Source organism: Novosphingobium sp. Gsoil 351 (assembly GCF_009707465.1).
Classification (GTDB): Bacteria; Pseudomonadota; Alphaproteobacteria; order Sphingomonadales; family Sphingomonadaceae; genus Novosphingobium.
In genome coordinates this window covers 2335304-2361257 of the sequence record NZ_CP046120.1, presented here as the reverse complement: position 1 = coordinate 2361257, position 25954 = coordinate 2335304, and the positions used below count along the sequence as shown (strand labels likewise).

The 25954-nt window shown below is 66.4% G+C and carries 22 protein-coding genes, 1 tRNA gene and 3 pseudogenes; 8 read left to right on the top strand and 18 right to left on the bottom strand.

What is annotated here, in order from left to right:
• Nucleotides 1–90: 90 nt before the first annotated feature.
• From GKE62_RS11385 to glnE, 4 genes and pseudogenes are all read right to left on the bottom strand, one after another.
• Nucleotides 91–774 (bottom strand): M23 family metallopeptidase, encoded by a 684-nt coding sequence (locus GKE62_RS11385; protein WP_154692346.1) that lies wholly within the window; start codon nt 772–774, stop codon nt 91–93.
• Between the two features lie 186 nt (nt 775–960).
• Nucleotides 961–1751 (bottom strand): annotated as a pseudogene (locus tag GKE62_RS11380) (ferritin-like domain-containing protein).
• Complete coding sequence (locus GKE62_RS11375; RefSeq protein WP_154692345.1) at nt 1748–2221, bottom strand: peroxiredoxin; 474 nt, start codon at nt 2219–2221, stop codon at nt 1748–1750. Before GKE62_RS11375 ends, GKE62_RS11380 begins: the two are co-directional and overlap by 4 nt.
• Entirely contained in the window at nt 2218–4890 is a 2673-nt protein-coding gene (gene glnE, locus GKE62_RS11370) for a bifunctional [glutamate--ammonia ligase]-adenylyl-L-tyrosine phosphorylase/[glutamate--ammonia-ligase] adenylyltransferase (protein ID WP_154692344.1), read from the bottom strand. The genes GKE62_RS11375 and glnE overlap by 4 nt, the downstream gene beginning before the upstream one ends.
• Before the next feature lie 227 nt (nt 4891–5117).
• Between glnE and GKE62_RS11365 the strand changes: the two genes are divergently transcribed.
• Nucleotides 5118–6680 carry a M28 family peptidase gene (locus tag GKE62_RS11365; protein ID WP_230206658.1) on the top strand — a complete coding sequence of 521 codons (1563 nt, stop codon included), beginning with the start codon at nt 5118–5120 and terminating at the stop codon, nt 6678–6680.
• Between the two features lies 1 nt (nt 6681).
• On the opposite strand, the gene GKE62_RS11360 is transcribed toward GKE62_RS11365, so the two are convergent.
• Nucleotides 6682–7056 carry a VapC toxin family PIN domain ribonuclease gene (locus GKE62_RS11360; RefSeq protein ID WP_154692342.1) on the bottom strand — a complete coding sequence of 125 codons (375 nt, stop codon included), beginning with the start codon at nt 7054–7056 and terminating at the stop codon, nt 6682–6684.
• Nucleotides 7053–7511, bottom strand: a complete 459-nt coding sequence (locus GKE62_RS19025; protein WP_230206657.1) for a hypothetical protein — start codon at nt 7509–7511, stop codon at nt 7053–7055. Before GKE62_RS19025 ends, GKE62_RS11360 begins: the two co-directional genes overlap by 4 nt.
• A gap of 47 nt (nt 7512–7558) precedes the next feature.
• Between GKE62_RS19025 and GKE62_RS11350 the strand changes: the two genes are divergently transcribed.
• The gene (locus tag GKE62_RS11350; RefSeq protein ID WP_230206656.1) at nt 7559–8536 is read left to right on the top strand and encodes an agmatine deiminase family protein; all 978 of its coding nucleotides are present in this window, start codon (nt 7559–7561) and stop codon (nt 8534–8536) included.
• Here GKE62_RS11350 and GKE62_RS11345 read toward each other — a convergent pair.
• From GKE62_RS11345 to GKE62_RS11335, 3 genes are read right to left on the bottom strand one after another with little or no spacing between them, the layout of a single operon-like run.
• Nucleotides 8529–9050, bottom strand: coding sequence for a hypothetical protein (locus GKE62_RS11345; protein WP_230206655.1), 522 nt, complete (start codon nt 9048–9050; stop codon nt 8529–8531). The two genes, GKE62_RS11350 and GKE62_RS11345, sit on opposite strands and share 8 nt — an antisense overlap.
• 4 nt (nt 9051–9054) lie before the next feature.
• Entirely contained in the window at nt 9055–9642 is a 588-nt protein-coding gene (gene metW, locus GKE62_RS11340) for a methionine biosynthesis protein MetW (protein WP_154692340.1), read from the bottom strand.
• Nucleotides 9639–10760, bottom strand: coding sequence for a homoserine O-acetyltransferase (locus GKE62_RS11335; RefSeq protein WP_154692339.1), 1122 nt, complete (start codon nt 10758–10760; stop codon nt 9639–9641). Before GKE62_RS11335 ends, metW begins: the two co-directional genes overlap by 4 nt.
• A gap of 71 nt (nt 10761–10831) precedes the next feature.
• Here GKE62_RS11335 and GKE62_RS11330 point away from each other — a divergent pair, with 71 nt between their 5' ends.
• On the top strand, nt 10832–11932 hold the full coding sequence (locus tag GKE62_RS11330) for a histidinol-phosphate transaminase (protein ID WP_154692338.1): 1101 nt from the start codon (nt 10832–10834) through the stop codon (nt 11930–11932).
• Nucleotides 11929–12845, top strand: a pseudogene (locus tag GKE62_RS11325) (prephenate/arogenate dehydrogenase family protein). The gene GKE62_RS11330 and the pseudogene GKE62_RS11325 overlap by 4 nt, the downstream one beginning before the upstream one ends.
• Here the strand turns inward: GKE62_RS11325 and GKE62_RS11320 are convergent.
• From GKE62_RS11320 to ftsE, 4 genes are read right to left on the bottom strand one after another with little or no spacing between them, the layout of a single operon-like run.
• Nucleotides 12842–13567 carry a 1-acyl-sn-glycerol-3-phosphate acyltransferase gene (locus tag GKE62_RS11320; protein ID WP_154692337.1) on the bottom strand — a complete coding sequence of 242 codons (726 nt, stop codon included), beginning with the start codon at nt 13565–13567 and terminating at the stop codon, nt 12842–12844. The pseudogene GKE62_RS11325 and the gene GKE62_RS11320 sit on opposite strands and share 4 nt — an antisense overlap.
• A complete protein-coding gene (locus GKE62_RS11315; RefSeq protein ID WP_154692336.1) occupies nt 13551–14078 on the bottom strand; it encodes a YdcF family protein in 528 nt (175 codons plus the stop codon). The genes GKE62_RS11320 and GKE62_RS11315 overlap by 17 nt, the downstream gene beginning before the upstream one ends.
• Nucleotides 14079–14086: 8 nt before the next feature.
• Nucleotides 14087–15070, bottom strand: coding sequence for an ABC transporter permease (locus GKE62_RS11310; RefSeq protein WP_230206654.1), 984 nt, complete (start codon nt 15068–15070; stop codon nt 14087–14089).
• Nucleotides 15067–15798, bottom strand: a complete 732-nt coding sequence (gene ftsE / locus GKE62_RS11305; RefSeq protein WP_154692335.1) for a cell division ATP-binding protein FtsE — start codon at nt 15796–15798, stop codon at nt 15067–15069. Before ftsE ends, GKE62_RS11310 begins: the two co-directional genes overlap by 4 nt.
• 254 nt (nt 15799–16052) lie before the next feature.
• Here ftsE and GKE62_RS11300 point away from each other — a divergent pair, with 254 nt between their 5' ends.
• Nucleotides 16053–16877 (top strand): MJ0042-type zinc finger domain-containing protein, encoded by an 825-nt coding sequence (locus tag GKE62_RS11300; RefSeq protein WP_154692334.1) that lies wholly within the window; start codon nt 16053–16055, stop codon nt 16875–16877.
• A gap of 129 nt (nt 16878–17006) precedes the next feature.
• Nucleotides 17007–17093, top strand: a tRNA-Leu gene (locus GKE62_RS11295).
• Between the two features lie 189 nt (nt 17094–17282).
• Here GKE62_RS11295 and GKE62_RS11290 read toward each other — a convergent pair.
• The 4 genes and pseudogenes from GKE62_RS11290 to GKE62_RS11270 form a co-directional block, all read right to left on the bottom strand.
• Nucleotides 17283–18968: a recombinase family protein gene (locus GKE62_RS11290; protein WP_154692333.1), complete on the bottom strand. Its 1686-nt coding sequence runs from the start codon at nt 18966–18968 to the stop codon at nt 17283–17285.
• Nucleotides 18961–19164: pseudogene (locus GKE62_RS11285) on the bottom strand (DUF2924 domain-containing protein); the annotation flags it as partial. The pseudogene GKE62_RS11285 and the gene GKE62_RS11290, both read right to left, overlap by 8 nt.
• Before the next feature lie 229 nt (nt 19165–19393).
• Nucleotides 19394–19759, bottom strand: a complete 366-nt coding sequence (locus GKE62_RS11275) for a DUF3489 domain-containing protein (RefSeq protein WP_154692331.1) — start codon at nt 19757–19759, stop codon at nt 19394–19396.
• A gap of 163 nt (nt 19760–19922) precedes the next feature.
• A complete protein-coding gene (locus GKE62_RS11270) occupies nt 19923–20147 on the bottom strand; it encodes a hypothetical protein (protein WP_154692330.1) in 225 nt (74 codons plus the stop codon).
• 11 nt (nt 20148–20158) lie between these two features.
• On the opposite strand from GKE62_RS11270, the gene GKE62_RS11265 reads away from it, so the two are divergent.
• Nucleotides 20159–24406 (top strand): NACHT domain-containing NTPase, encoded by a 4248-nt coding sequence (locus GKE62_RS11265; RefSeq protein ID WP_195908358.1) that lies wholly within the window; start codon nt 20159–20161, stop codon nt 24404–24406.
• Between the two features lie 205 nt (nt 24407–24611).
• On the opposite strand, the gene GKE62_RS18535 is transcribed toward GKE62_RS11265, so the two are convergent.
• Nucleotides 24612–25157 carry a hypothetical protein gene (locus tag GKE62_RS18535; RefSeq protein WP_195908357.1) on the bottom strand — a complete coding sequence of 182 codons (546 nt, stop codon included), beginning with the start codon at nt 25155–25157 and terminating at the stop codon, nt 24612–24614.
• Between the two features lie 129 nt (nt 25158–25286).
• Here GKE62_RS18535 and GKE62_RS18530 point away from each other — a divergent pair, with 129 nt between their 5' ends.
• Nucleotides 25287–25886 (top strand): hypothetical protein, encoded by a 600-nt coding sequence (locus GKE62_RS18530; protein WP_195908356.1) that lies wholly within the window; start codon nt 25287–25289, stop codon nt 25884–25886.
• The last annotated feature ends 68 nt before the right edge of the window (nt 25887–25954 follow it).

Below are 25954 nucleotides of genomic sequence, written 5' to 3'. Positions count from 1 at the left end.
AAAAAGGGCGGCGCCGCGTTTGCGGCTGCCGCCCCTTATCTCACGCACCCTCTCCGATGCGATTAGGTTGCGGCGCGGTGCGCCGAATTCTTACTCGCCGCCCTGGCCCAGGGTCGGGTCGGCAGACGCGAACGCCTGCTGATAAGCGCCCGCCTGAAGGTAGGGTACCGGGTTGACCGCTTCGCCGGCGATGCGGACTTCGTAATGGAGGTGCGGGCCGGTCGAGCGGCCGGTTGTGCCGATGTAGCCGATCACGTCGCCCTTGTGGACGCGCTGGCCTGCAGCGACGTTGAGCCGCGACATGTGGCCGTAGCGGGTCTGGAGAGTGCCGCCATGCTCGAGGCTGACGTAGAGGCCATAGCTGGAAAACCAGTCGGCGCGGCTGACGACGCCATCGGCGGCGGCGTGGATCGGGGTGCCGATCGGACCGGCCAAATCGATGCCCTTGTGCTGGCGGCGGCCGCCCAGAACGGGATGGACGCGCATGCCGTAGTCGCTGCTGAGGTGGACCCCGTCGACCGGCATCAGCGAGGGGATCGAAACCGAAGACTTGGTGGTGGCAGCGCCGCCGTCCATCGACTGCCAGCGGCTGAACAGGGCCTTGAACTGTTCGTCGCGGTTGCCGAGCGCGGTGGGCTTTTCGGCCTGCGCGGCGCGCAGCGGAGCGGCGATGTCTGCGGTGGCAGCGGAGTTGGCGAGGGCCGGGTTGGCCGAGACCGTAATCGCGAGAGCGGCAATGGCGCCCAGGCCCTTACGGATCAGAAAAGTGAACATGTGCGACCAGTTCCATTCTATCTCGACCGTTTGCCGTTGATGTTTCAACGACTTGGGCCGCAGCAACCCCCGTTGCGTGGCATTAGGATCACCCCGCCACGGCACGCCGCCGCGGTGTGACATTAATTTTTGAGATAGATCGGAACCCCCCGCCATCTCGTGAGTTGGGGTATCCCGGCGGATGGTTTACAAAGCAATACCGGCGTAGAATTCGCGCGGTAAACCGGCTGCCTGACGCGCTGAGTCGTTGAACGGAGGCTTCAGGCCCCCGCGAAAATGCATTTCGACGAGGCCTTGCCAAGTGGCAGCGGGGTCACGTCCGCTCATCTCGCAGACTTTCCCAAACCATGCTGTGCCGCACCGCACATGGCGGATTTCGTCGAAAAAATGCGCTCGAGGATCCGCGCCGTTGCCTCGTCGCCGGCGATTCGCGTGCGCTCGATCATCGGCGGGGTGACATCCAGGCCCCGCGCCTCGAGCACCATCGGCACGATCGCGAGCCGCGCGGCCAGGTCGTGGCGGGTCGCCGAAGCCGCTTTCCAAAGGCCGTCGTGCGCGGGAAGATCGCCGTAGGCGTTACCCAACGCCGCCAGCCGGCGCGCGAGCAAGGCGAAGTGCATCGCCTCGTCCGCGCCGACCGCCAGCCACTCGCCGGTGAAGCGCGGCTCCATGGCCCCACCGAAGCGTCCCGCCATGTCGAGCGCCAGGTCGATCGCCACGAATTCGATGTGGGCAAGCGCGTGGATCAAGGCGATCCGGCCCTTGAGCGACTGCGCGCGGCCGCGTTTCGGCATCGCATTGGGTGGCAGCAACGCGGGCCGAAGCGGCCGCGCCGGGCGATCGGGCATCGCGGTGTCGAACGCGAAGGCGAGGTCGCCGCGCCGCCAGCGCCGGGCGACCTCGCGGGTCGCGCGGACCTTGGCCTGCGGTTCGGCGGTAAGCAGCGCCGCACGGATCGCGGCGGATACGGAAATCAAAGCTCTTTCGCCGCCTCCAGCACCTCGGCGGCGTGGCCCTTGACCTTCACCTTGCGCCAAACCCGCGCGATCCTGCCGCTCGCGTCGACCAGATAGGTGGTCCGCTCCATTCCCATGTAGCTCCGCCCGTACATCGACTTTTCCGTCCAGATGCCGAGCGCGTCGGACAGGCCGCCGGTTTCCGCATCCGAGGCGAGCGGCGCCACCAGGCAGTACTTGGCCACGAACTTGGCGTGCTTGGCGGGCGGATCCTTGCTCACGCCCAGCAGCGCCACCCCCGCCTTGGCGAATTCGGGGCCGAGATTCGAAAAGTCCTGGTTCTCGATGGTGCAGCCGGGCGTGTCGTCCTTGGGGTAGAAGAACACCACCAGCTTCTGGCCCGCGAAATCGCGGATCGAAACCGCCTGCCCGTCCGCGCCGGTCATCGCCACGTCCGGCATCGCCTCGCCCACATCCGTTTGCCTGCTCATCGATCGATCTCCAGCGCGCTGCCGAACACCCGCAGCCATTCGCCCGCGACGGTTTCGCGCGCCGCGGCGAATTCGTCCAGCAGCGTTTGCCACCCGGCGCAACCCGCTGCCCTGGCGACGAGCTCGCGGCTGGCGGGGGGCGGGTAATCGCCATCGGGGGCGAACAAACGCCCGGCGACGAGCATCCGGGTCATCAGATCGTGCGCGCGCCGCACCTGGGCGGCAAGGACCCCCGCTTGCGCCAGGGCATCGCAGGCCGCGCCCAGATCGGGGGTCAGTCCCACGCGGTCGCGCAGCTGAAGGAAGTGGACAAGGAATTCGAGATCGACCAGCCCGCCGCGCGACAGCTTGGCGTCGAGGCTGCCGCGGGGCGGCTTGTGCGCGGCCATCTCGGCGCGCATCGCCAGCACTTCGCCGCGCAATTCGGCGTCATCGCGGGTCTTGGCCAGGACCGCGCCGATCACCGCGTCGAGTTCGCCGCGGTCTTCGTCGGTGCCGAAGACCGCCCGCGCGCGGGTCAGCGCCATGTGTTCCCAGGTCCATGCTTCTTCGCGCTGATAGCGCGCGAAGCTGGCGAAACTGACCGCGATCGGCCCCTGCGCGCCCGACGGGCGCAGGCGCACGTCGACTTCGTAGAGCGCACCCGCCGCAGTCGGCACCGAAAGCGCGGCGATCACGCGCTGGGCGAGCCGGTTGAAATAGAGCGTCGCGCCGAGCGGACGCTTGCCGTCGCTCTCGCCGGTGTGCTCGCCGCTGAAGAGGAACACCAGGTCGAGATCGGAGGCATGAGTCAGCGCGCCGCCGCCCAGCCGCCCGAGGCCCAAGATCGCGAGGCGGCTGCCGGGCACCTTGCCGTGGATACCCTCGAACTCGGCGACCGCGGCGGCCCCCAGCACGGCGATCGCCGCTTCGGCGATCCGCGACAGGGCCCCCGCCACCGCCAGCGCATCGCTGGCGCCCTCGACCAGTTGCGCGCCCAGCGCAAACCGGCGCTCGCCCACTTCGCGGCGGACGGTATCGAGTACCTGCTGGTAATCGGCGCCGCGCTCGTGCGGGAGCAGCCCGGCCGCGATGGTGGCGACGCTGCCGGGCAGATCGAACGCGCTGCGATCGATCAGCGGGTCGAGCAGTTCGACCCGCCGCGTCAACTCGTCGGCCAGTCCGGGGGCATGCGCAAGGATGCGGACCAGCAGCGCGAGCAGCGCAGGCCGCGCTTCGAGCAGGCGGAACACGTTGATCGCGCTCGGCAGCGCGGCCAGCAGCGTTTCCCAGCGGACGAGCGCGCGCTCGGGGTCGGGGGCTCCCGCCAGCGCCTCGCACAGCGCGGGCAGGATCCGGGCGAACGCCTCGCGCGCCTCGGGCGAGCGCAAGGCGCGAAAACGGTCACCGGTCCACCCCGCGGCGCGGATCGCGAACGGGTCGGTCGGTGCCGGGGTGTAAGCGGCGGGCGCCTGACTGGCGGCATAGCTGGCGACCAGCGCATCGAACCGCGCGCCCACCGCCTCGGAAATCGCCGCCAGCTCGGCGATCAGCACGCCACCGCCGGCCAGCCCGTCGAGCCGCGCGACGCCATCGAGCCCCTCCGCATCGGCTGGCAACGCATGGGTCTGCTGATCGGCGACCATCTGCAGGCGGTGCTCGATCGTGCGCAGCCGGTCGTAGCTTTCGCCCAGGATCCGGGCATCTTCACCAGCGACGATCCCTGCCTCGGCCAGCGCGTCGAGCGCGGCGCGGGTGCCACGTAGGCGCAGTTCCGGACGGCGGCCGCCGTGGATCAACTGGTGGGTCTGGGCGAAGAACTCGATTTCGCGGATGCCCCCGCGCCCGCGCTTGAGATCATAGCCCGGACCGACCGCCTGGCCGCCGGCGTAAGCCCCGCGAATCCGCGTCGTCAGCCGCCCGATTTCATCGATCGCACCGAAATCGAGGCTGCGCCGCCACACGAACGGGCGGATCGTGCGCAAGAAATCCTCCCCCGCGGCGATATCGCCCGAAGCGGCGCGGGCGCGGATGAAGGCGGCGCGCTCCCACGCCAGGGCGCTCGATTCGTAGTGGCCGATAGCCGCCTCGAACGGCAGCGCCAGCGGGCTGACTTCGCTCGCCGGGCGCAGCCGCAGGTCGACCCGGAAGACGTAGCCCTCGGCATCGACCCGGCCGAGCGTCTCGACCACCGCGCGCGCGACCCGCTGCGCCGCCGCACCCGGCTCGTCACGGTCGCGGCGCGGCAGGGTCGCGGGATCGAACAGCAGAATCGGGTCGATGTCCGACGAATAGTTGAGTTCGCGCGCGCCGTGCTTGCCCAGCGCGATCGCGGAAAACCCTGCGGGTTCGGCATCGGGCACGCGGCGGCGGATACCGTCGGCGATCGCCGCATCGAGCGCCCGGTCGGCGAATGCGGACAACTCCTCGACCACACGCGCCAGCGGCAGCGCGCCCGCCAGATCTCCGATCGCCAGGGCCAGCGCCAAGGCCAGCCGCTCTCGCCGCAGCGCGACCCCAAGATCGGGTGCGTCGTCGCCCGCTGCGCGCGCCATCAGCAGCGCCTCGTCGATCCGGCCCGCGGCGAGCGTTTCGCGGAGCTCGGGCAACACATCGAGCGCACTCGCCAGGAACGGCGCATGGCTGCGGGCCCGCTCGATCGCGTCGCTGAACAGGGCCGCATTCGCCATCGCTCGGCGATGCCCGCTCACCCCGAAGGTTTCAAGCGCGACCGCTTGCGCCGCCGTACCGCGTCTGTCACCCCTGCGGCCAAGCCTGCCAGCCCATGAGGTCGCCCATGTTCCGTCATTTGCTCCCGCTAGCCGTCTTGACGCTTGCGGGGTGTGCCAACACCACTTCCGCGCCGCCCGCCGTCGCACCGGCAATACATGCCACTCCTGCCGTTCCCGTCGCGCTGATGCGCGAAGTCATCGCCCGCCTCGCTTCGGACGAGTTCGAAGGTCGGGCCCCGGGCGCGCGCGCCGAAGACCTGACGATCACCGAGATCATATCGCGGTTCAAGGCGGCGGGGCTTGAGCCCGGCAGCAACGGCCAGTGGCTCCAGGAAGTGCCCACGGTGGACATTACAGCCAAGGACGTCTCGCCGCTGACGGTCAGCGGCGGCGGGGCCAAGCCGCTGCGCTTCGCCTACGGCAGCGATTTCGTCGCGGGCAGCTATCGCGTGACGCCACAGACCCGCATCGCCGATTCGGAGATGGTCTTCGTCGGCTACGGCATCGTCGCCCCCGAGCTGGGCTGGAACGACTATGCAGGGCTGGACATGAAGGGCAAGACTGCGGTTATCCTGGTCAACGATCCCGACTACGCGATGGAAGGCGAGGACGGGCCGTTCAAGGGCCGTCGGATGACCTATTACGGGCGGTGGACCTACAAGTTCGAGGAGGCCGCGCGCCAGGGCGCCGCCGCCGCGCTGATCGTCCACGACACCTTCCCCGCAGCCTATGGCTGGAACGTCGTCAACTCGAGCTGGACCAACACCCAGCACTACGTCCGGCGCCCCGATAACGCGATGGGCGAGACGCAGGCCAACGCCTGGATCCAAAAGCCGGTGGCCGAGGCGATTTTGGCGTCGGCAGGCAAGGACCTGGCGGCACTGTCCACCGCAGCGGGGCAAAAGGGCTTCAAGCCGGTGCCGCTGGGGCTCAAGGCGAGCCTGAGCTTTGCCAACACGATCGAGACGGGCGTCTCGCACAACGTGATCGGCATCCTGCCGGGGACGACGCGCAAGGACGAATACGTTCTCACCACAGCGCACTGGGACCATCTCGGGCGCTGCAACGCCGACAACACCGGTGACGACATCTGCAACGGCGCGGTCGACAACGCGAGCGGGATCGCCGGGCTGGTTGCACTCGCCGACATGAACCACCGCGCCGGCCCGGCCCGGCGCAGCCAGGTGTTCGCGGCGGTGACGCTCGAGGAATCGGGGCTGCTCGGGTCGGAATGGTATGCGCGCAACCCGGTCTTTCCGCTCGACCGGACGGTGGGCGGGGTCAACATCGACGGGCTCGCGCCGATCGGCCCATCGCGCGACGTGACCGCGACCGGGGGCGACAAGTCGGAGCTCACGGGCATTCTCCGGCAGACGCTGGCGACGATGGGCCTGCGCCTTTCGCCCGAGGCATATGCCGAACGCGGCGGCTATTACCGCTCCGACCACTTCAGCCTGGCCAAGCGCGGTGTGCCGATGTTCCGCGTCGGGCGCGGGCTCGATCTGGTCGAGGGCGGGATCGAGGCGGGCAAGGCGGCGGCCGACGACTACACGAAGAACCGCTATCACCAGCCCGGCGACGAATATTCGCCCGACTGGAACTTCACCGGGATCGCTCAGGAAACCGAGCTGCTCTATCGCCTCGGGCGGACGCTGGCCGAGGGCACGACCTGGCCCAACTGGTATCCCGGCGACGAGTTCCGCGCGGTGCGTGACAAGAGCTGCGCCGCCGGCCCCGGCGGGTGTTGAATCAGCCGTAGAGTTCAACTCCGATGCGGCGGGCTTGGATCGCCAAACGGCTGTCGGTGGTCCACAGGCTCACCTCCGGGGAACAGGCGATGCTTGCCAGCAGATGGCAGTCCACGAAGCCCGCTCCCGTCCCATAAAGCTGCTTCGCCGAAACGAAATCGTGAAACTCCGTCTCGCCAACGATGACGGCGGGTTCCAGTCCGCGAAGGAACTCGACCACCTGCGACCTTGCGGCGGGCGAAGAAAAGCTGCCCATGCCGATTTCTCCGGTCACGAAGGCATGATGGACGACCCGATCCTCGACGATCAATTGGGTCAGGCGCCGATCCTCGGTTCGCAGGTGAGCGACCCAGACCGACGAATCGACGAGGATCAAAGGACGGGCCTTTCGCGTGACGGGATCGCGAAATCGGGCATCGTCCCACCAAGGGCAACCAACCCTTTGGCCGCCTCTCGCCGGACGAAGGCGGTGAGCGCGGCCTTGAGCAAGGCGTCGTGGTCATCGATGCCGCTGATCCGACGCGCTCGCTCCCACAAATCGGCCATTTGTGGATCGCTCCGCGCCGATTCCTGCGAACGGGCCTGCCGAGCTCGACGGACGAAGCGAAGTCGTTTGCCCGCAAGATCGACCCGACCGGTTTCCCACCCGGCATCGCGCCATCCCCGAGTCTGGCTGTGTCCGGGTTCCTGGTTGGCCCACCAGGCAGGATATTCGTACGCGCTAGCCGGCAACGGAAAGCCGAGCACGCGTTCGACGTCAGCAAACCGTGCGTCCCAGATTTCATCGGAAAGGTTTTCCAGATAGTGGGTGAGCGGCTCGTACTTTCCCATCGAACTTCCCTTGATGTCGATTCGAAGTATATTTTGAGAATATACATATGTCAAAACCCGTCATGCCCCCTGAATGGCATCCGCAGCGCTGGCTGTGGATCGGCTTTCCGCATGATGCCGACGAGTGGCCGGGCAAGCTGGGCCGCGCGCAGGAGCAGATCGCGGCGTTCGCCAACGCGGTGGCCGAGAGCGGACAGGAAGTGCGGTTGCTGGTCCGCGACGCGGCCAACGAGGCGCGGGCGCGAGAGCTGACGAGTTCGGCGGTGCGGCTCGAACGCCGCGTCTATGGCGACGTGTGGCTGCGCGATACCGGGCCGCTGGTGCTGGCCGACGGCCGCGCGGCGCTGCGCTTTGGGTTCAACGGCTGGGGCGGAAAGTATCTTATGCCCGGCGACGAGAGCATCGGCGGCGAACTGGCGCGCGACGCCGGGCTGGCGGTGACGACCGCCGACTGGATCCTGGAAGGCGGAGCGATCGATGGCGACGGGACCGGGTTGGTGGTTACCACCGAGCAGTGTCTGCTCAACCCGAACCGCAATCCGCGCCTGTCGCGCCAGGAGATCGAGGGCCGGCTGGCGATCGACCTCGGCTTCGATCGGGTGCTGTGGCTGGGCGAAGGACTGGTCAACGACCACACCGACGGCCACGTCGACAACCTGGCCCGCTTCGTAGCGCCGAACCGCATGGCGCTGCTGGTAGCCACCGGCCCCGACGATCCCAACGCCGCGATCTATGCCGACGCGCACGAGCGGGCCCGGGGGTTCGGCGTGGCAATCGCTGAAATCCCCTCGCCCGGGCGGATCGAATGGGGCGGCGCGGTCCAGCCGGCCAGCTATATGAACTTCGTGATCACCACCCGACTGGTTGTCGTCCCCGTGTTCGGCTCGGCCCACGACGCGGACGGGGTCGCCGCGGTCGCCGCGCTGTTTCCGGGGCGCCAAACCCTAGGCCTGATGGCCGACGCGGTGCTCGCGGGAGGCGGCGGCTTTCATTGCGCCAGCCAGCAAATGCCCGTCGCTATTTGATCGGCTTGGCCCCCAACTGCGGGTTCAGCGCAGCGATGTGGTTGAGCCAGGCTTTGGGCTTGCGCATCAGGCCCTTGGGGTAATCCACCACGATTCCCGCCAGTTGGGCGATCCTGCCGACGAACGAGACGCAGTTGTGCTGGTCGAGCCGGTATTGCTTGCCGGGGGCATCGCGCCACTTGGCGACCTCGGCGCGGATTGCCCAGTAGGTGGCGTCGCTGATCGGCACGGTGAAGTGGCGGTTGGTGCCGGTCACGTACTTGGGCGGTTCGACCATCACGATCGCCTCGACCGGACCGGCTAGCACCGCGGGCGTCGCCGACTTGGCCGAATAGCCATAGTTCTCGTCGATCTTCGCCCCGGTGGCCTCGAGCGTGCCCTGGAGCACGACGAAGGTGTGCGGAAAACGTCCGCCGAACATCGAGCCGTTGAAGCTCTGGAACGAGAGCATGACCTGGGCGCTCGCGGGTAGCGGCAGGAGCAGCGCGGCAAGCAGGCAGAGCAGGCGGGCCATCATCTCAGCGCGACAGCAGGAACACCGCGTGCTCGGCACGGAAGTTGGCGGCCGCCGCGCTGGTCCGCCGGTCGCCGGTGAGGAACCACGCCTGCTCGACCTTGATTCCCCGCGCGTCGAGCAGCGCGCGGAAATCATCGATCGTCACGTGGTGAATATTCGGCGTCTCGTACCACGCCACCGGCAGCAGCCGGGTGACCGGCATCCGCCCGCCCCACAGCAGGCTCAATCGCACGCGCCAATGGGCAAAGTTGGGAAAGCTGACGAACGCTCGCCGCCCGATCCGCAGCAACTGGTCCAGCACAAGGTCGGGCCGCATCGTGGTCTGCAGCGTCTGGCTGAGGATCGCGTAGTCGAACGCCTTGTCGGGATAGTCGGCAAGGTCGGTATCGGCGTCGCCCTGAAGCACCGATAGCCCGCGTGCGACGCATTCGGTGACGTTGCCCGCGTCGATCTCAAGCCCGCGCGCGTCGGCGCTCTTGTCGCGCCGCAGCGCGGCAAGGAGCTCACCGTCGCCGCAACCGACGTCGAGCACCCGGCTTCCCGGCGCGACGTTGGCGGCGATCACCGCGAGGTCGGGGCGAAGGCTCACTGGTTGAGGAATCCGGCGATCACCCGGTCGAGCGCGGGGACGTCGAGAAGGAAGCTGTCGTGACCATAGGGCGCGGACAGTTCGACGCAGCTCACCGCCGCGCCCGCCGCGTTCAGCGCGTGGGCGACATGGCGCGATTCGGCGGTGGGATAGAGCCAGTCGGTGTCGAAGCTGACCAGACAGAACCGCGCTGCCGTTCCGGCGAACGCATCGGCGAGGCGTCCGCCGTGTTCTTCGGCCAGGTCGAAATAGTCCATCGCGCGGGTAATGTAGAGATAGCTGTTGGCGTCGAACCGTCCGGTGAAACTCAACCCCTGGTGGCGCAGGTAGCTCTCGACCTGGAAGTCGGCGTCGAAGCCGAACGTCTTGGCATCGCGGTCCTGCAGCCGCCGCCCGAATTTTTCGGTGAGCCCGGCTTCCGACAGGTAAGTGATGTGCGCCGCCATCCGCGCGACCGCCAAGCCCGCCTCGGGACCCTTGCCGCGACCGTAGTCGCCGCCCTTCCACTTCGGATCGGCCATGATCGCCTGCCGCCCGACCTCGTGAAACGCGATGTTCTGCGCGGAATGGCGCGCAGTACTGGCGATTACCAATGCAGCATTCGTGCGACTGGGAAAGTTAGCGGCGAGGCTCAGCGCGAGCATCCCGCCCATCGATCCGCCGACCACGGCATGAAGCCGATCGATCCCCAGCGCATCGAGCAGCGCGATCTGCGCCCGGACCATGTCGCGAATGGTGATGACCGGGAAGCGCATTGCATAAGCTGTGCCATCGGCGGCGGAGCTGGCCGGACCGGTCGAACCCATGCAACCGCCCAGAACGTTCGCGCAGATCACGAAAAAGCGGTTCGTGTCGATCGGTCCGCCGGGCCGCACGCTGGCCCGCCACCAACCCGGCTTGCCCGTGCGTGGATGATCGCTGACCACGTGCTGGTCCATCGTCAGCGCATGGAACAGCAGAACCACATTGCTCTTGTCCGCATTGAGCGTCCCGCAGGTCTCGTAGGCGACTTGCACGCCTTCCAGGCTCTGCCCGCCGTCGAGCAGCAAGGGCGCGTCGAGCACCAGCAGATTGCCCGCGGACAGGTGGAGTTCGGGTGTTGAGGCGGTGGGAGCCATGACGCGCGCGGCTTGGCGGGAAACCGGCGGGGCTGTCAATCGCGCGCAATCCGGCTAAGGCGCGCCCCACTATGGCCGACGCCCCGCAGATGAAGCCCTGGATCGAGGGCATCGAAGCTTATGTTCCGGGCAAGAGCACGGGTGCCGACGGGCGCCCGCTGATCAAGCTTTCGGCCAACGAGAACCCGCTGGGGACGAGTCCCGCCACGCTCGCGGCGCGCGCCGCGGCGGGTTCGCCCGCGCTTTACCCCGATCCCGACTGCGTCGCGTTGCGCAACGCGATCGGAGCGCTGCACGGCATCGATCCGGCGCGAATCGTATGCGGCACCGGATCGGGGGAACTGCTTCACGGAGCAGTGCAGGCCTTCGCCGGGACGGGCGACGAGGTCTTGTTCTCGCGCTATTCGTTCTCGCTCTATCCGCTGCTGGCGCAGAAGGTGGCGGCGACGCCTGTCATGGCCGCCGACGCGGATTACGCCGCATCGGTCGACGCGCTGCTGGCAAATGTCTCTGCGACGACTCGGGTGGTGCTGCTCGACAACCCCAACAACCCGGTCGGCAGTTGGCTGCCGGCGCCCGAGGTCGCGCGGCTTCACGCCGCCCTGCCGCGCGACGTGCTTTTGATCATCGATCAGGCCTACGCCGAGTTTCTGGGCGAGGACGAGGACGATGGCGGCCTCGCGCTTGCCGCGCGGCATGACAACGTGCTGGTCAGCAGGACCTTTTCGAAGGCGTACGGCTTGGCCGGCGAGCGGGTCGGTTGGGTCACCGGAGCGCCCGCGCTCATCGATGCGGTCAACCGCCTGCGCGGCGCATTCAACGTCAGCGTCAGCGGCCAGGCCGCCGCGCTCGCCGCTCTGGCCGACCGCGCCTGGCTGGCGGAAGCGTGCGCGGCGAATGCGCAGGCCCGCGAAGAGTTCGTCGTCGCGCTGTCTGCACTGGGCAACCGCGGCGTGCGCCCCTTGCCGAGCAAGGCCAACTTCGTGCTGGTCGAATTCTCCGGTGCTCTGAGCGGGCAGGCCGCCTACAAGGGGCTGGCCGAGCGCGGATTCATCACCCGCTGGCTGCCGGGGCAGGGCCTGCCGCATTGCTTGAGGATCACGATCGGGACAGGACCGCAGATGATGGAAGTCGCTGCGATCCTGCGCGATCTGGCGGAAGCGGCGCGATGAGCGAGGCGCCGTTCGAGCACGTCGCGCTGATCGGGCTAGGGCTACTCGGCAGTTCGCTCGCCCATGCGATCAAGGCCCACCTGCCCGCGACCCGGATCACCGGCTTTGACGCCTCCCCCAGGTGCGCGCCCGCGCCGCCGATCTCGAGCTGGCCGAGATCGCGGACGATCCCTCCATCGCGGTGCGCGGTGCCGGGTTGGTGATCCTGTGCGTACCCGTCGGCGCGATGGCCGATGCCGCAGCGGCGCTTGCGCCGGGTCTCTCGCCCGACGCCCTAATCAGCGATGTCGGCTCGTCCAAGCAAAGCGTCGCCACGGCCCTGGCCGCGGCGCTTCCGGATCACACCGTCATCCCCGCGCACCCTGTCGCCGGGACCGAGCGGAGCGGTCCGGATGCCGGTTTCGCCACGCTGTTTCACAATCGCTGGTGCATCCTGACCCCGCCCGTCGACGCCGATAGTACGGCAGTCGCGCGCCTATCGGCGTTTTGGGCCGCGCTTGGCGCCAACGTCGAGACGATGGATCCCGCGCATCACGATCTGGTGCTGGCGATCACCAGCCACCTGCCGCACCTGATCGCCTACACCATCGTCGGCACCGCGTCCGACCTCGAGGCGGTCACCCGAAGCGAGGTGATCAAGTATTCGGCGGGCGGCTTCCGCGACTTCACCCGCATCGCCGCGTCGGACCCAACGATGTGGCGCGACGTGTTCCTGACCAACAAGGACGCGGTGCTCGAAATGCTCCAGCGTTTTACCGAGGACCTCACCGCGCTCCAGCGCGCGATCCGCTGGGATGACGGCGACGCGCTGTTCGAATTGTTCAGCAAGACCCGCGCGATCCGCCGCTCGATCATCGCCGAAGGCCAGGATGATGCGCGGCCCGATTTCGGCCGCGCGGATCATGGCGGCTAGCCGGGCAAGACCCGGTTGAACTGGGTGATCGCCGCGCCCACCCGCGCCTCGATTTCCTCGCGCTTGAGCCCCGGGGGAATCGGCTCGCAGAAGCGGTAGACCACCGTTCCCGGCCGCTTGGCCCAGCGGTGGTAGAGCCGCCCGCTGGTCACCGCAACCGGCACCACCGGCAGCCCGAGCAGCTTGTAGAGCGCGGCGAAGCCAGATTGGAGCTCCACCTCCCTCCCGAACGGCGTCCGTGTGCCTTCGGGAAAGATCGCCAGCGGGCGGCCGGCGGCGGTGCGCTCCTTGGCCTCAGTGACCATCGCCCGCAGCGCCTTGGCGCCGTCCTCGCGGCGCACCGCGATCAGGCCCCAACGCCGCGCGGCAAGGCCCCACAGCGGGATGTTCATCAGCTCCGCCTTGGCCACAATTACCGGGTCGTGGAGCAGCGTCGGCAGGTCGATCGCCTCAAAAAAGCTCTCGTGGCGCAGCGCGACAATCGCCGGCCCGGTGGGGATCGTGCCTTCGACCCGCACCTTGATCCCCAGCAGCAAGCGAGCGCACAACCGGTGCCAGGCCGACCAGCCGGTGACGATCCGCACGAACAGGCGCTGGGCGATCGGCATCGCGATGGCGGCGCCGATCACGTAGGGAACGCTCCCGACGTAGAAGACCGGGTAGAACAGCAGACTGCGCGCCACATCGAGCGGGCGGACGGCGGCGTCAGTAGCCGAGGACATGTGCGATCCTGCGGGCGATCAGCTTGTGGTATTCGATGAACAGGATGCGGAAGCTGGGTTTGGTCCGCACCGCGTCGCGGGCGATCTCGACGTCCGGCGCTGCCTTGGCAAGCTCCCATGCCGCGCGGCGCATGTGCCAGTCGCTGGTGATCAGCCGCACCGACCGGACTTTGTTGGCGGCGATCCAGAGTGCCGCTTCGCGCGCATTGGTCCGGGTATCGACCGAAACCTGATCGAGCGCGACACAGCGGGCCATCGTCCGCGCGCTCACCTCGTATTCGGCGGCGAATTCGCGCGGACGGACCTCGCTGTCGACCCCGGCGACGAGGATCTTGTCCACCCAGCCCTTGCCGAGGACGGCTAGCGCGCGCTGGATCCGGCCGTCGCCCCCGGTCAGAACGATTGCCGCGTCGCTGCGCCCGGCGCCGATCGGCTGTGGCGGAATCGCGGCGAACCAAACGAAACCGAGCGCCCACGCGATCACCAGGAAGGAAGCGAGCCGGCGGAGCATGGGGTCGCCTACAGCATTCGCCGCAGGGCGCGCAGCACCGCGGCGCGCGCGGTCACCGTCGCCAGCGCGACCCCTGCGAGCGGAACCAGCGCAAGCACCAGCCAGTCGTCCCAGCCCAGGCCCGCTCCGCCAGCCAGCCCCGACCCCAGCGCAGCAAACCGCTGCCCCAGCAACAGAACGATACCGACCGCCAGCGCCAGGCCGAGCGCACCGCCCGCCGCAGCGTCGATCGCGATGCTGCGCTGGAACACTCGCGCGATCTGGGCGTCGGTCCCGCCCAGCATGTGGACGATCTCGATAGTCCCGCGATGGCTGTCGAGCGCGGTCCGCGCGGCCAGCAGGACCGCGGCGATCGTCGTCAGCGCGAGCAGAGCGATCAGCGCGGCCGCCAGCCAGCGCAGCGCGACAATCGCGGCGAAGACTGGCTCGAGCCAGCCGGCCTGCGCGTCGACCCGGGCGTCGGGAGCGGCATTCGCCAGCCGCGCGCGGATGCGGCCGAGGGCGGTATCGTCGGCCGGACCCGCCAGCCTGGCGTCGATCAGCGCGGGCACCGGCAGGGCATCGGCGACGGCCTCGTCGTTGCCGCTCGCCACCCGGGTGCCCAGCCAGGGTTCGAGCAGGGCATCGACCTCGGCAGCGGGTACCAGCCGGACCTGGACGACGCCTGGGGTCTCGCGCAGCACCGCCAGAGCATCGTTGGCCTGGCGCGCGCGTGCGCCGGGCGCGGCGTTGACCACCTGCACGGTGATCCCGCCCGACAGGTCGGCGCTGGCCTGGCTCGCCAGATTGCCCAGCGCCAGTCCCGCGGCGGCGGCGATCGCGGTCAGCAGCACCATGATCGCGATCACCCACGGCATCGGCCCGGAAAGCCTGGTCTGCGGCACCAACTGGGTTTCCGACCGGCCCGAGATCGCCGCACCCACAGTGCGCAGGCGACCGGCCACGGTCGATGAAATCGGGGGCGTCGGCGAATTGGCGGCCGGGCTGCTCATCGCGCGGGGACCAGCCCGGCGCGGCGCGGGGGATAGCGCAAGGCGCCAGTGGGATCGGACAGCCGCCCGCGATCGAGCCGCATGATCAACGATTCGGGCACCTTGCGCAGCAGGTGGACGTCGTGGGTCGCGACCACCACTGTCGTTCCCAGCCGGTTGAGCGCTTCAAACAGGCGCAGCAGCTTCACTGCCATTTCGGGATCGACGTTGCCGGTGGGCTCGTCGGCGACGAGCATGTCGGGGCGTCCGATCACCGCGCGGGCGATCGCCACGCGTTGTTGCTCGCCGCCCGAAAGCGTCGCCGGCCGCGCGTGACTCCGGTCGCCCAGCCCGACCCATTCGAGCATGTCGGCGACCGGCTTGCGCAAGTCGTCCTCCTCCACCCCCGCCACCCGCAGCGGGAGTGCGACGTTGTCGAACGCGGAAAGGTGGGGGATCAGGCGAAAGTCTTGGAACACAACGCCAAGGCGGCGGCGGAAGCCGGGGAGTCGTTCGCGCGGCAGCGTGATCGCGTCGGTCCCGAACATCGAAATCTTCCCGCGCGAAGGCCGCTGGGCGAGATACAGCAGCTTGAGCAGCGAGGTCTTGCCCGCGCCGCTCGCCCCGGTGAGGAAGTAGAACGTGCCCGGAAACAGCGTAAACGATACGTCGGTGAGCACTTCCTTGTCCGAGCCATAGCGCAGCCCGACGTTGTCGAACCGGACGATCTCCGCCTCGGGTTCGGTCATCGGCCAGGCACTTGGTTCAGGTGGCAAAGCATCGCGTAGAAACAGACTTGAACACGCAGCGCCGGACTGCCCCCCTTCCAGCCAACCCGCTTCGATGAACCGACGGACGGCAGGCGGGAGAGCGGACCGGCGCCGCTCGAGCTGGATAAGCTTGCCCCTATACCAGCAATCGATGTGGAAAAAAGGCCGTCGCAACACCTGGTTGGGGTTGCAGCCCTTGCTCGCCGCCGCCGCCGCGTGCTTTACCCGGGGCCGTGATCATCGCCTGTCCCGCCTGCGCGACGCGCTATGTCGTGCCCGACAGCGCAATCGGCGTCGATGGGCGAACGGTGCGTTGCGCCAAATGCCGCCATAGCTGGTTTCAGGACGGCCCGGCGGTGGAGCGGCCAACGCCCTCGCCCGCCCCGGTCGAGCAGGCCCAGCCCGTCGATCGGCAGCCCACCCAGTTCGATCCCCGCCCTGCACCTGCGTCGCCCGCACCGGAAGCCGACCCGGCGCCCGAACCCGAACCCGACCTATCCGACACGACCTGGGCCGAACCGCCGCCGCCACCTGCCGAAGTACCCGCCTTCGCCGAGACCCAGCGGGACGAGATCGACGTCGTCTATCAGGACTCGCCCTCCAGCTTCGCGCACGAACCGCCGTTCCGCCCTCGCCGCAACCCGGCAAAGCTGTGGACCGCCGCGGCGGTCGCCTTTGCCCTGCTCGTCGCGGCGCTGATCGGCGCGGTCAGCGTGTGGGGGGTGCCCGATTGGGTGCCGATCTCGCGCCCTACATTCGGCTCGGCCGAACCCGACCTGGTGCTCGAATTCCCGTCCGAACGCCAGGATCGGCGCACCTTGCCCAACGGCACCGAGTTCTTCGGCGCGAGCGGTACCGTCACCAACGTCGGCCAGGAAACCCGCAACGTCCCCGCGATCCTGATCGTGCTGCGCGATGGCAAGGACCGGATCGTCTACACTTGGGAAGTCCGCGCGCCGAAGGCAGCCCTGGCTCCAGGCGAGAGCGTGACGATCAACGAAGCGGTGACCGATGTCCCGCGTTCGGCGAAAGTCGCCGAGATCGGATGGAAGCCCTAGGTTTTCGCCCGATGGCGCACCTTCCAAGACTCTCTTGCCACCCCTGAACCCCCCTGCTAAGCGCCCGCTCCTACCTACCGGGGGCCCGCCAAAATTGCCGATCAACCTCGGCTGGGTCCTGTTCGATGTGCGGTCGTGGCGGAACTGGTAGACGCGCAACGTTGAGGTCGTTGTGGGCGAAAGCCCGTGGAAGTTCGAGTCTTCTCGACCGCACCACACAGTCCTGGAACTCCTCACTCCAGGAGGCTCACTTCCAAGTTCACGCAGTTTGTGGCGCAGGTCCGCGCCATTTCCTCTCCGTGCATTTGTGGAATGCAGTCAGAGATGGCAGCCTTGACGCCAACAACAGGCGGCCATTTCCGCGCCGTCTCTGCTCCAAAGTTTGTGACTGCAGTGGGATTGCGCTCAGGAGAACCCGAGTGCTTCGCGCTGCGCGGCCCAGTCGAGCGGCAGATCGGTGGCCAGCAACGAGCGGTTGGTCAGCGACAATGGCTGACGTCCCTCTAAAATTGCCGTGACAATGTCGGGCGCGAGGCATGCCAAGCCAGCCAGCTTGGTCAGGCGCGTGCGGCAGCGGTTGGCAGCCGACGCGACGCTCGCGAGCGACTGCTCAGAATTGGCCAGGACGAGCTTTCGAGCGGCGTGAGCCTCGGCAACCAGAGCAACCAGCTTCTCATCGCGGATGCGAGGAACGAGATTTGCGTCCGCTGCAGCCGGAATGACCAACCGCACCTGGTGCCCGCGGCGCACGCGGGTCGCTGCGCATGTAAGAGTCAAAGTCCGACCATGCGCCGAGCCTTCATCGCTGGAACCGAGGGCTGTGAGTAGCTTGGCCGAGCTGACCGCTATTTCCACTCTGTCGTCTGCAAGCACGATTCGCTCGACAAGCATCTCTACCAACCGAATGCGTGCGGCGACCGAACCGCTGCGCATGGCGGCAGCTGCTATATCGCCTGCGGCGATCAGTGAGTGAACTCGTTGTGCATGTTCGTCGTCATTGCTCACTAGGGAACATAGCATCTGCTGATCGACGAGGAGTTCGGCCAAGCGGTCACTTACCAGCTTCTCGATGTCATGCGCAGAGACGCGCCAGGCCGGAGAACCATCGAGCAGGTCGGGACGGGTGATATAGTAGCGATAGCGCCGGCCCGGCTTGGTCGCATGGCTCGGGGTCATTGCCCTCCCCTCACCGTCGAACACCTTGCCAACCAGCAAGCTGGGCTGCTTCGCTTTGATGCGTCGGGCGTGACCCTGCACGCGCTCGGCGAACATGCACTGCACGTCATTCCACAGTGCTTCAGAGACGATTGCTTCATGCTCGCCGGGGAAAGCCTCTCCCTTGTGAACGATCATGCCCTGGTAAGCGCGATTGCGAAGGAGATGGTAAAGGGTCCCACGCCGGAATATGCAGCCGCCGCGATGCGGACCGCTGGTCTGGTTCTGAACTTTGGTGCGGTGTCCCTGGCGGTTGAGCTCGTCGGCTAGCTCGACCACCGAGCCAACTTCCAAATACCGCTGCATGATATGACGGACAAGATCGGCCTCCACCTCGTCAACGACCAGCTTCCGGTTCTCGACGCGGTAGCCCAACGGAACCGGGCCACCCATCCACATGCCCTTGCGCTTGGACGCCGCAATCTTGTCGCGGATACGCTCGCCTGTGACCTCGCGCTCGAACTGGGCGAAGCTGAGCAGCATGTTGAGCGTCAGGCGACCCATGCTGGTGGTGGTGTTGAACGATTGGGTGATCGACACGAAGCTGGCGCCGGCCTTATCGAGTACTTCGACGATCTTGGCGAAGTCGGCGAGGCTGCGGGTCAGCCGGTCGATCTTGTAGAGTAGGATGATATCGACCTTGCCCGCGGTGACATCGGCTAGCAGCCGCTTCATGCCCGGTCGTTCCATGTTTCCGCCCGAGAAACCGCCGTCATCGTAGCGCTCGGGGTTCAGGACCCAGCCTTCGTGCCGCTGGCTGACTGCATAGGCAGCGCAGGCCTCGTATTGGGCGTCGAGACTGTTGAACTCCTGTTCGAGACCATCCTCCGTCGATTTGCGGGTGTAGACCGCGCAGCGCAGCTTCCTCTCAGCCACGACCGCTCAGCCCAAAGAACCGCGGCCCCGACCAGTGCGTGCCGGTGACCTCGTTCGCTATCTCGCTGAGCGAGCGCCACAGGCGATCCTTCCACCAGAAACCGTCTTCGCGGACTTCGACGGCGATCGTCTGACCGTTCCATTCGCGCACAAGCCGCGCCCCTGGGGTGAGATGGACCGAAGGTCGAGCGGACCCCCGGCTGGCTCTCCCTGAGAAACCCGTTCCAACTCTCGCGCGACGAGTGAGGGAAGCGCCCCGAACCGGCGTTCCTGCAACCGCTGGGCCAGTAAGCGGCGCAGCAGCGGTGTGGGCAGATTAGGGGGCAATGTTCGATCGCTGGTCGTCCAATGATCGCGCAGCTGCGCCAGCGACATCGTCGCCAGCGCAGTCAGGTTCGGCTCGATGCTATCGCGTCGGCGGCCCATCAGGCGGCCTTGCCGATGTGGTAGCAGGTCACATCGCCGCGCTTGTCCTTGGCGATGGTGTGGCCCTTCTTCTTGAGGCCGGTAAGCGCGGCGCGGGTCGTATGCGGCAGCCAACCGGTTGCCTCGACCAACTCGGCTAGTATTGCGCCCTGGTCTCGCTCGAGCAGCGCGATCACCGAGGCGATCTTGCTCGGGCCGCGGGGTTCTTTCGGCTCCGAGGGCGGCTGGGCCTTGGCCTCAGTCTCCGCGCTCGCAGTCGCGGTCTGCTGAGGCAGGTTCGGTTCGCGCGCCATGCGGCGCGTGGCTGAACGGGGCGCGGGCTTGTCAGCGCTAGCCGGTTCGATCGTCGTGGTAGCCTCGGTCATGGGTGGTTCTCCATTGCGAAGCAGCTGGGAATTGCTGCTTCCACCACCCACACCCCCGACCGATGAGCTCGTCGGGGTGGCAGCCAGTCTAGCCGGCTGCGATTCAGTGATGACACCAATGCTTGCGGTGCCGCCGAAGTCGAATGAACTTTGAGCAGTGAGGCTAGGTTTCTGCCAATGCGCGCCGTGCGATCACTTCGGCAGCGGCAGCCAGAGCTGCGATGTCCTCGCCTGCGCGGCGAGCCGCCGCCAAGCGAACGATAAGCTCAGGGCCCGACGTTGGCAGGATCATGGCCAGCGGTGGGCTCTCGTCTTCCATGATCCGCCCGGCCTCAAGGACCAGCGCTGCAATCAAACCGTGGATTTCGAGGTGTGCGCTGCTCGCCATGTCGGCCGTACATGCCCGCCACCGGAAAGAAGTCGATACGGAGCTTTTTCAGACTGGCCGGTTTGCGCCTCGTTTTTGTCATTCCAACAATGATTGGTCGATCCCGAAAGCTGACATCACCGCACCCAGCCCCTATGGTCGTTGCAAGCCGGGAGATGTTTGCGCGGATGGAAACTGAGACTTCGCCTGCGTTTGCGACGACGCACGATCAAGACACCAGCTCGTCGCCGGCTCCGGTCTATTTTCCCCGCCGGCTCACGCTTAGCGATCTCTCCATCCTCGATAATCAAGTTGATGAAGTCGGACTTCTTGCGCTTGGCGGTAATAGGGTAATTCTCGGCGAGCCTGGCATGGGCAAGAGCGAGCTGATACGCGAGGTCGGGCGGCGGCTCGGTATCGAACCAGTCACTGCAATCCGGTTCATCAACGCCAAAAGCCCGGCCAAACTGGTCCCAGCGGGTAAGCCGGTGCTGATCGACGGCCTGGACGAGGCGATGTCGCGGCGCGAGGGCGACGCGGTTGACGCCATTCTGGCGCAGCTCGAAGAAGCGGATTCACCGCCATTTATCCTCTCGTGCCGCTCGCGCGAATGGCAGTCCCGCAGCGTGACGAACCTGCGTCAACTCTACGGTGCCGATCCGAGAATCCTGACGCTTGAACCATTCGATGGCGTCGAGGCGCGCGCATTTCTCCTCGCACAACATCCAAGCGTGGATGCGGATCACGTTCTAGGCCATCTCACAGACCACAGCCTAGAAGAGCTGTACCGCAACCCGCTGACGCTGGGTCTGATGGGGCGCGTGGCCGAAGCCGACACACAGTTGCCGGCGACACGTGCGGCCCTGTTCGAGCGCGTCTGCACTTTGATCTGGCCCGAGCATGATCCCGATCGGCAGGACGAGGGCTTGGCCCAGCTCACCCAGGACGAGGCACTCGATGCCGCCGGGGCGATTGCCGCCGGCCTGTTGTTCGGCGGCGCCGAGGCCGCCAGTGCGGCGGGCGCAGCGCAGGTCCAGCAAGGTGATATTCGGATTGCCGATTTGGAGATTCTACCCAATGCGAAATCCGCGCGGTCGATCTTTACCTCCAAACTGTTCCACAGCATCGGCCTGTCGCGAGCCAAGCCGATCCACCGCGTCATCGCAGAATTTCTCGGCTCGCGCTGGCTCGCACAACAGGCTGCAACACCGCGCGCGCAGCGGCGTGTACTGGCGCAATTCCATGGCAGCGGCGGCGTGCCGGCGAGTCTACGCGGCCTGCATGCTTGGCTCGCCTATCACAGTCCGGCGATGGCCGAGCGGGTCATCGCCGAAGACCCATATGGTGTGTTGCGCTACGGTGAAACCGCCGCGCTGACCCCGCATTTCGCAGACGTTCTGTTTGAAGAGCTGTGCAATCTAGCCGAGGATGATCCCTATTTCCGCGCGGCGGACTGGGACAGCAAGACTGCCGCGGGGCTGATGATCCCCGCCCTCAAGCCCAAGATCGACGCGATCATCACTTCGGCAGCAAGCAGCGCACACCTCCGCTCACTACTGATCGAAGGGCTAGAGGGCACGCCGCTTGCTGCCGAGCTCGCCGATACATTGGAAGCGATCGTCCTCTCGCCGGGGCGCTTCTATCGCGAACGCGACGACGCGGCAGACGCCTTGTTGCCGCACCGCGATCGAGCCTGGTGGCGAGGTACGATCGGAGAGCTCACCAATCAGGGCGGCGACGACGCACCTCGCCTCGCGCGCCAACTAATTCAGCATATCGATGCCGACGTTTCGGACGAGCTGATTGTAGCGACCTTGTTCGCCGAAATGGGGGTGACTAGCTGCCCGCTTCCGCGCCGCGAGGGTCGGCGGGCCCATACGGTGCGCAGCTATGATCGGCTGATCCACGCCATCCCGTCGAAGAGGCTGGTCGGAGTGCTCGACCTGATCGCCGAACATGCCGAGTTGCTGCACGACGGCGATTGGGAGAATGCCGGTGAGGTCGCCGACATTGTGGCCAGTCTAATCATCCGCGCGATCGATGAAGGGGTGATCGGAACGGCTGAGGCACCGTCGTTGTGGCGTTGGCTCGCGACAATCGAGCAGGCGCATCGCTATCACCGCGACGTACAGCAGGCGCTTGCCGCGCAACTGGGGGCACAGGATGAGTTGCGCCGCGCGGTCCAGACACATGTACTGGCGAACGACCGCCGCAAGGAAAGTTTGTGGGTCACCGAGCTGTACCTGCACCGCCGGCTGGTCGGACTCACGGCGCGGTCTGACGACATTGTTTATGCGCTCGACCGCCTTGCCCAAGGTGACAACAAGAATCCGGATCGGCGCCAAGATTGGCAGGATCTGGTGCGCATGGCATGGGGGCCAGATGGCCTCGATCCCGGGGTGCGGGCCTCGGCGGAAGAATTCAGGCGCGGCGACAAGCCGCTCGCAGATTTCCTGCGCAAGCTCGAAAATCCTAAGAAACCCGCGTGGAAGGTCCGGCAGGAAAACGAAGCTGCCAAACGGGAGCGCAAGCGCAAGGTAGCGTTCGAGACAGCGCGTCGCGAGCTAGACAAGGTCCGCAACGATCTACGGGCGGGCAAATTGTCGGCGATCCTGCCCTCCGCTCAAGCCTATCTCGACCGGTTCCACGACCTCCCGAGCGAATTGCCGCCGAGCCAGCGATTGGCGACATGGATCGGGCCGGATCTGCGCGACGATGCGTTGGTCGGTTTCGAGGCCGTGTTGCACCGGACCGATTTGCCCACACCCAATGAGATCGCCGACGGTTTCGCGCGCGGGACGGTCTACAATTTCAGCTTTCCGATCATGGCCGGTTTGTATGAGCGAATACGCGGCGGCAAAGGAATTGCCGATCTGCCCGATCCGCTCAAACAGTCCGCTTTGCTGCTCAGCCATGACGATTACGGCTGGAATCTCGACAAGGAGAAAGAGGCACTGCGGGTAGCGCTGGAGGCCGAAGTCATCCCGACGCCCGAGGAACGCCAGGCGTTCGCGCGGCTCTGGATCGAGCCCGCGCTCACGGCGGGCAACGAGCATGTCGCGGGGCTCTACAAGCTCGCCCACGATCCGGATTGGCAGGGGACCGGTGCTGCGCTTGGCGCCGGATGGCTGGCAGCTTTTCCCGCTGTACCAGAATCGGTCGAGGCAGAACTGGTCGACTGCCTGACCTATGGCGGCGCGCTCGATGCGCTGCGCGATGTCGCCGAAGCGCGCGCCGGAGCGGTTTTCGGCAATTTCGACCACATGCTGTCGTGGCTGGCGATCGATGTGCTGGTGCGGTTCGAGGTGGTGCGGTCCGATCTCTCCAATATCGGCACGGAGTATCCCGACTTTATTTGGTTCTTGCGAAATCGGCTTCAGTTCGAACGGCGCGGCGGCATGCTCCCGCTCTCGGTCACGCAGGCCGAATGGATTATCACCGAATTCCGCGGACAATGGCCACATGTGGTGCTGGAAGGCACCGGTTCTGGCAACACTAACGACTATGACGCGACCGACTTTCTGCGTTCTCTGATCAACCGGATTGCAGGTGATACCAGCGTCGAGGCGGCAGAGGCGATGGCGCGCCTCGTCGCTGGACCCAACGACAGTTACGCCGAATTGATCCGCCACATGGCGGCGGAGCAGCGGCAGAAGCGCGCTGAAGAGGACTTTTCAACCTTGGCGCCAGGCGATCTCGCCGCACTCCTAGACGATGGACCGCCGGGCAATATCGAAGATTTGAAGGCGCTGATACGCGAAGAAATGGATGTCGCGCAGCTCAAGCTCATTGGTGACGATATCGACTCGGTCGTCGACTTCTGGACCGATGCGGGTATTCCCCGCGGTGAGAACCGTTGCCGTGACCGGCTGGCGGCGATGATCGGCCCGGAACTCGCACGCTACGATATCCAGAGGATTACCGAGGCGGACATGCCGCAGACCAAGCGCGCCGATCTCGCCTTCGCGCGCGGGAAGATGCAGTTGCCGGTCGAGGTCAAGGGCCAGTGGCACAACGATGTCTGGGATGCGGCCACAGGTCAGCTCGATGTCCAGTATTTGATCGACTGGCGCTCAGAGCAGCGCGGCATCTATTGCGTGTTGTGGTTCGGCGATCTGCCGTCGTCGACCAACCGGCGGTTGAAGGCGCACCCGCTTGGCCTTGCCGCCCCTCAAAGTGCCAGCGAAATGCGCACCATGCTCATCGACCGAATTACCGAGGCGCGCCGCGCACTGATCGATGTGGTTGTGCTCGACCTCGCTGCTGGGCGACCAAATTAGCGCATCACGCGATCTTGGCTACGCTCCGAGATGCAAGGTCGGCTTTCATAGTATGATTACCCGAAAGCAGACGGACTGAAACCGGCCCCTTTTGAGACTTTGCCCCGCGCCATGATCAACCTGCTTCCAGCAAACCAGTTCCAGGCGATGAAAGTCGTCCATTTTCCTGGATAGAACTAGTGCGGAGAATCAGCGTCGATCACCGCTAGCACTGGATCGGTCGATTGATTGCGTTCGGCCTGCTCAAGGTAGATGCGTGGGCGGAAATTGGCGCGAGGCCCCCCGACACCGTGAAAAGTTCCTCTGTGCCGAGATCGACTTTGGCCTTGGAACCAGCGATAGTCTCGTTGCTGAGCGCCCCTAACAAGTGGGCGAGTTCGGACCCGACCGTGGTCGTGCCGATCGCGTCGAAGCCGATCATCAACCCTTCGCCCATGCTGCCCGTCCAGTGACCGCCGGCCACATAGATCTTTCCTGAATAGTGTTCGCCGAAGGGCGCGACATACTCGACGAACTTGCGGATCGGTCCATAGACGCGTGATTCATAGGGGATCACGTGCATTTGGTATGGCATGTCTCGGGTCACGAAATGACCCATGATGCCACGCGCAACGCTCGTATTGCCTCCGCTCGGCGTGTTGCGAAGGTCGATCAACAGCACCCGGGTGTCTGCTAGCGAATGCAGCGCATTACCGAATTCAGCGATTAGCCCGTTGTTGCCCAGAGAATTGTTGATGCGGATGATCCCCAAGTCTCCGCGTCGCTCAGTCTCGAGCATTGGACCGCTCGACACGCGCTTTGCCTGCTCGGCGGTAGCGGCGAGGGTGAACCCCTTGCGCTTTTGCCCCGCGATCAACTCCATCGACCGGGGCTGGCCGCGATGGCCGGCAAGCGCTGTGTTGAGCGCGAAGTCGACCTGCGGCGGGGTAAGTTGCGCGAAGGGTCGTCCGGTGATCTCATCGATCGACGCCCGGAGCGGCCGGCCGGCGATCGTTGCGATGGTCATACCGGGCCGAATGCCCTGGTTCGACGCGTCGCTCCCGGCGCGCACTTCTTCAACGCGGAAGTCCGTGCCGTCGTAGTGGGCGAAAATATCCGACGAGGTCGGAATGACTGCCCAGTCGCTCGCATCGAGCGGTCCAACGACGAAGTGGGGATCGGCGAAATTGTGCGCAACGAGCTGCAGTACATCGATGAATTCGGCATCGGTTCGCGCTGCCTTGGCGCGAGGTGCGAAGGTCGAAAGAATGGCATTGCCATCGATGCCGGGACGCTCGAGGTATGCGTAACCCTGGCGTACGAGTTGCTCGAAGGAAGTCCAGGCTGCTCTGCTATCGAATGCAGCCGGCTGTTCCTCGGCTCGAGCCGGTTGCGAAATCGCATACAACAGCAGTGCGGCTGCGGTGAGGCGACGGTTCCGGACCCGAGTGAGCATCTGCGCGGGTTCTACCCGCATTTGGTCAGGCCGTCGCGCCGATAATCGCCCTTTCCCGTCGAGTTAGGGACGCCACTGGCACGATCAGCCGTGAACGAGGAGGCAGCATTGGT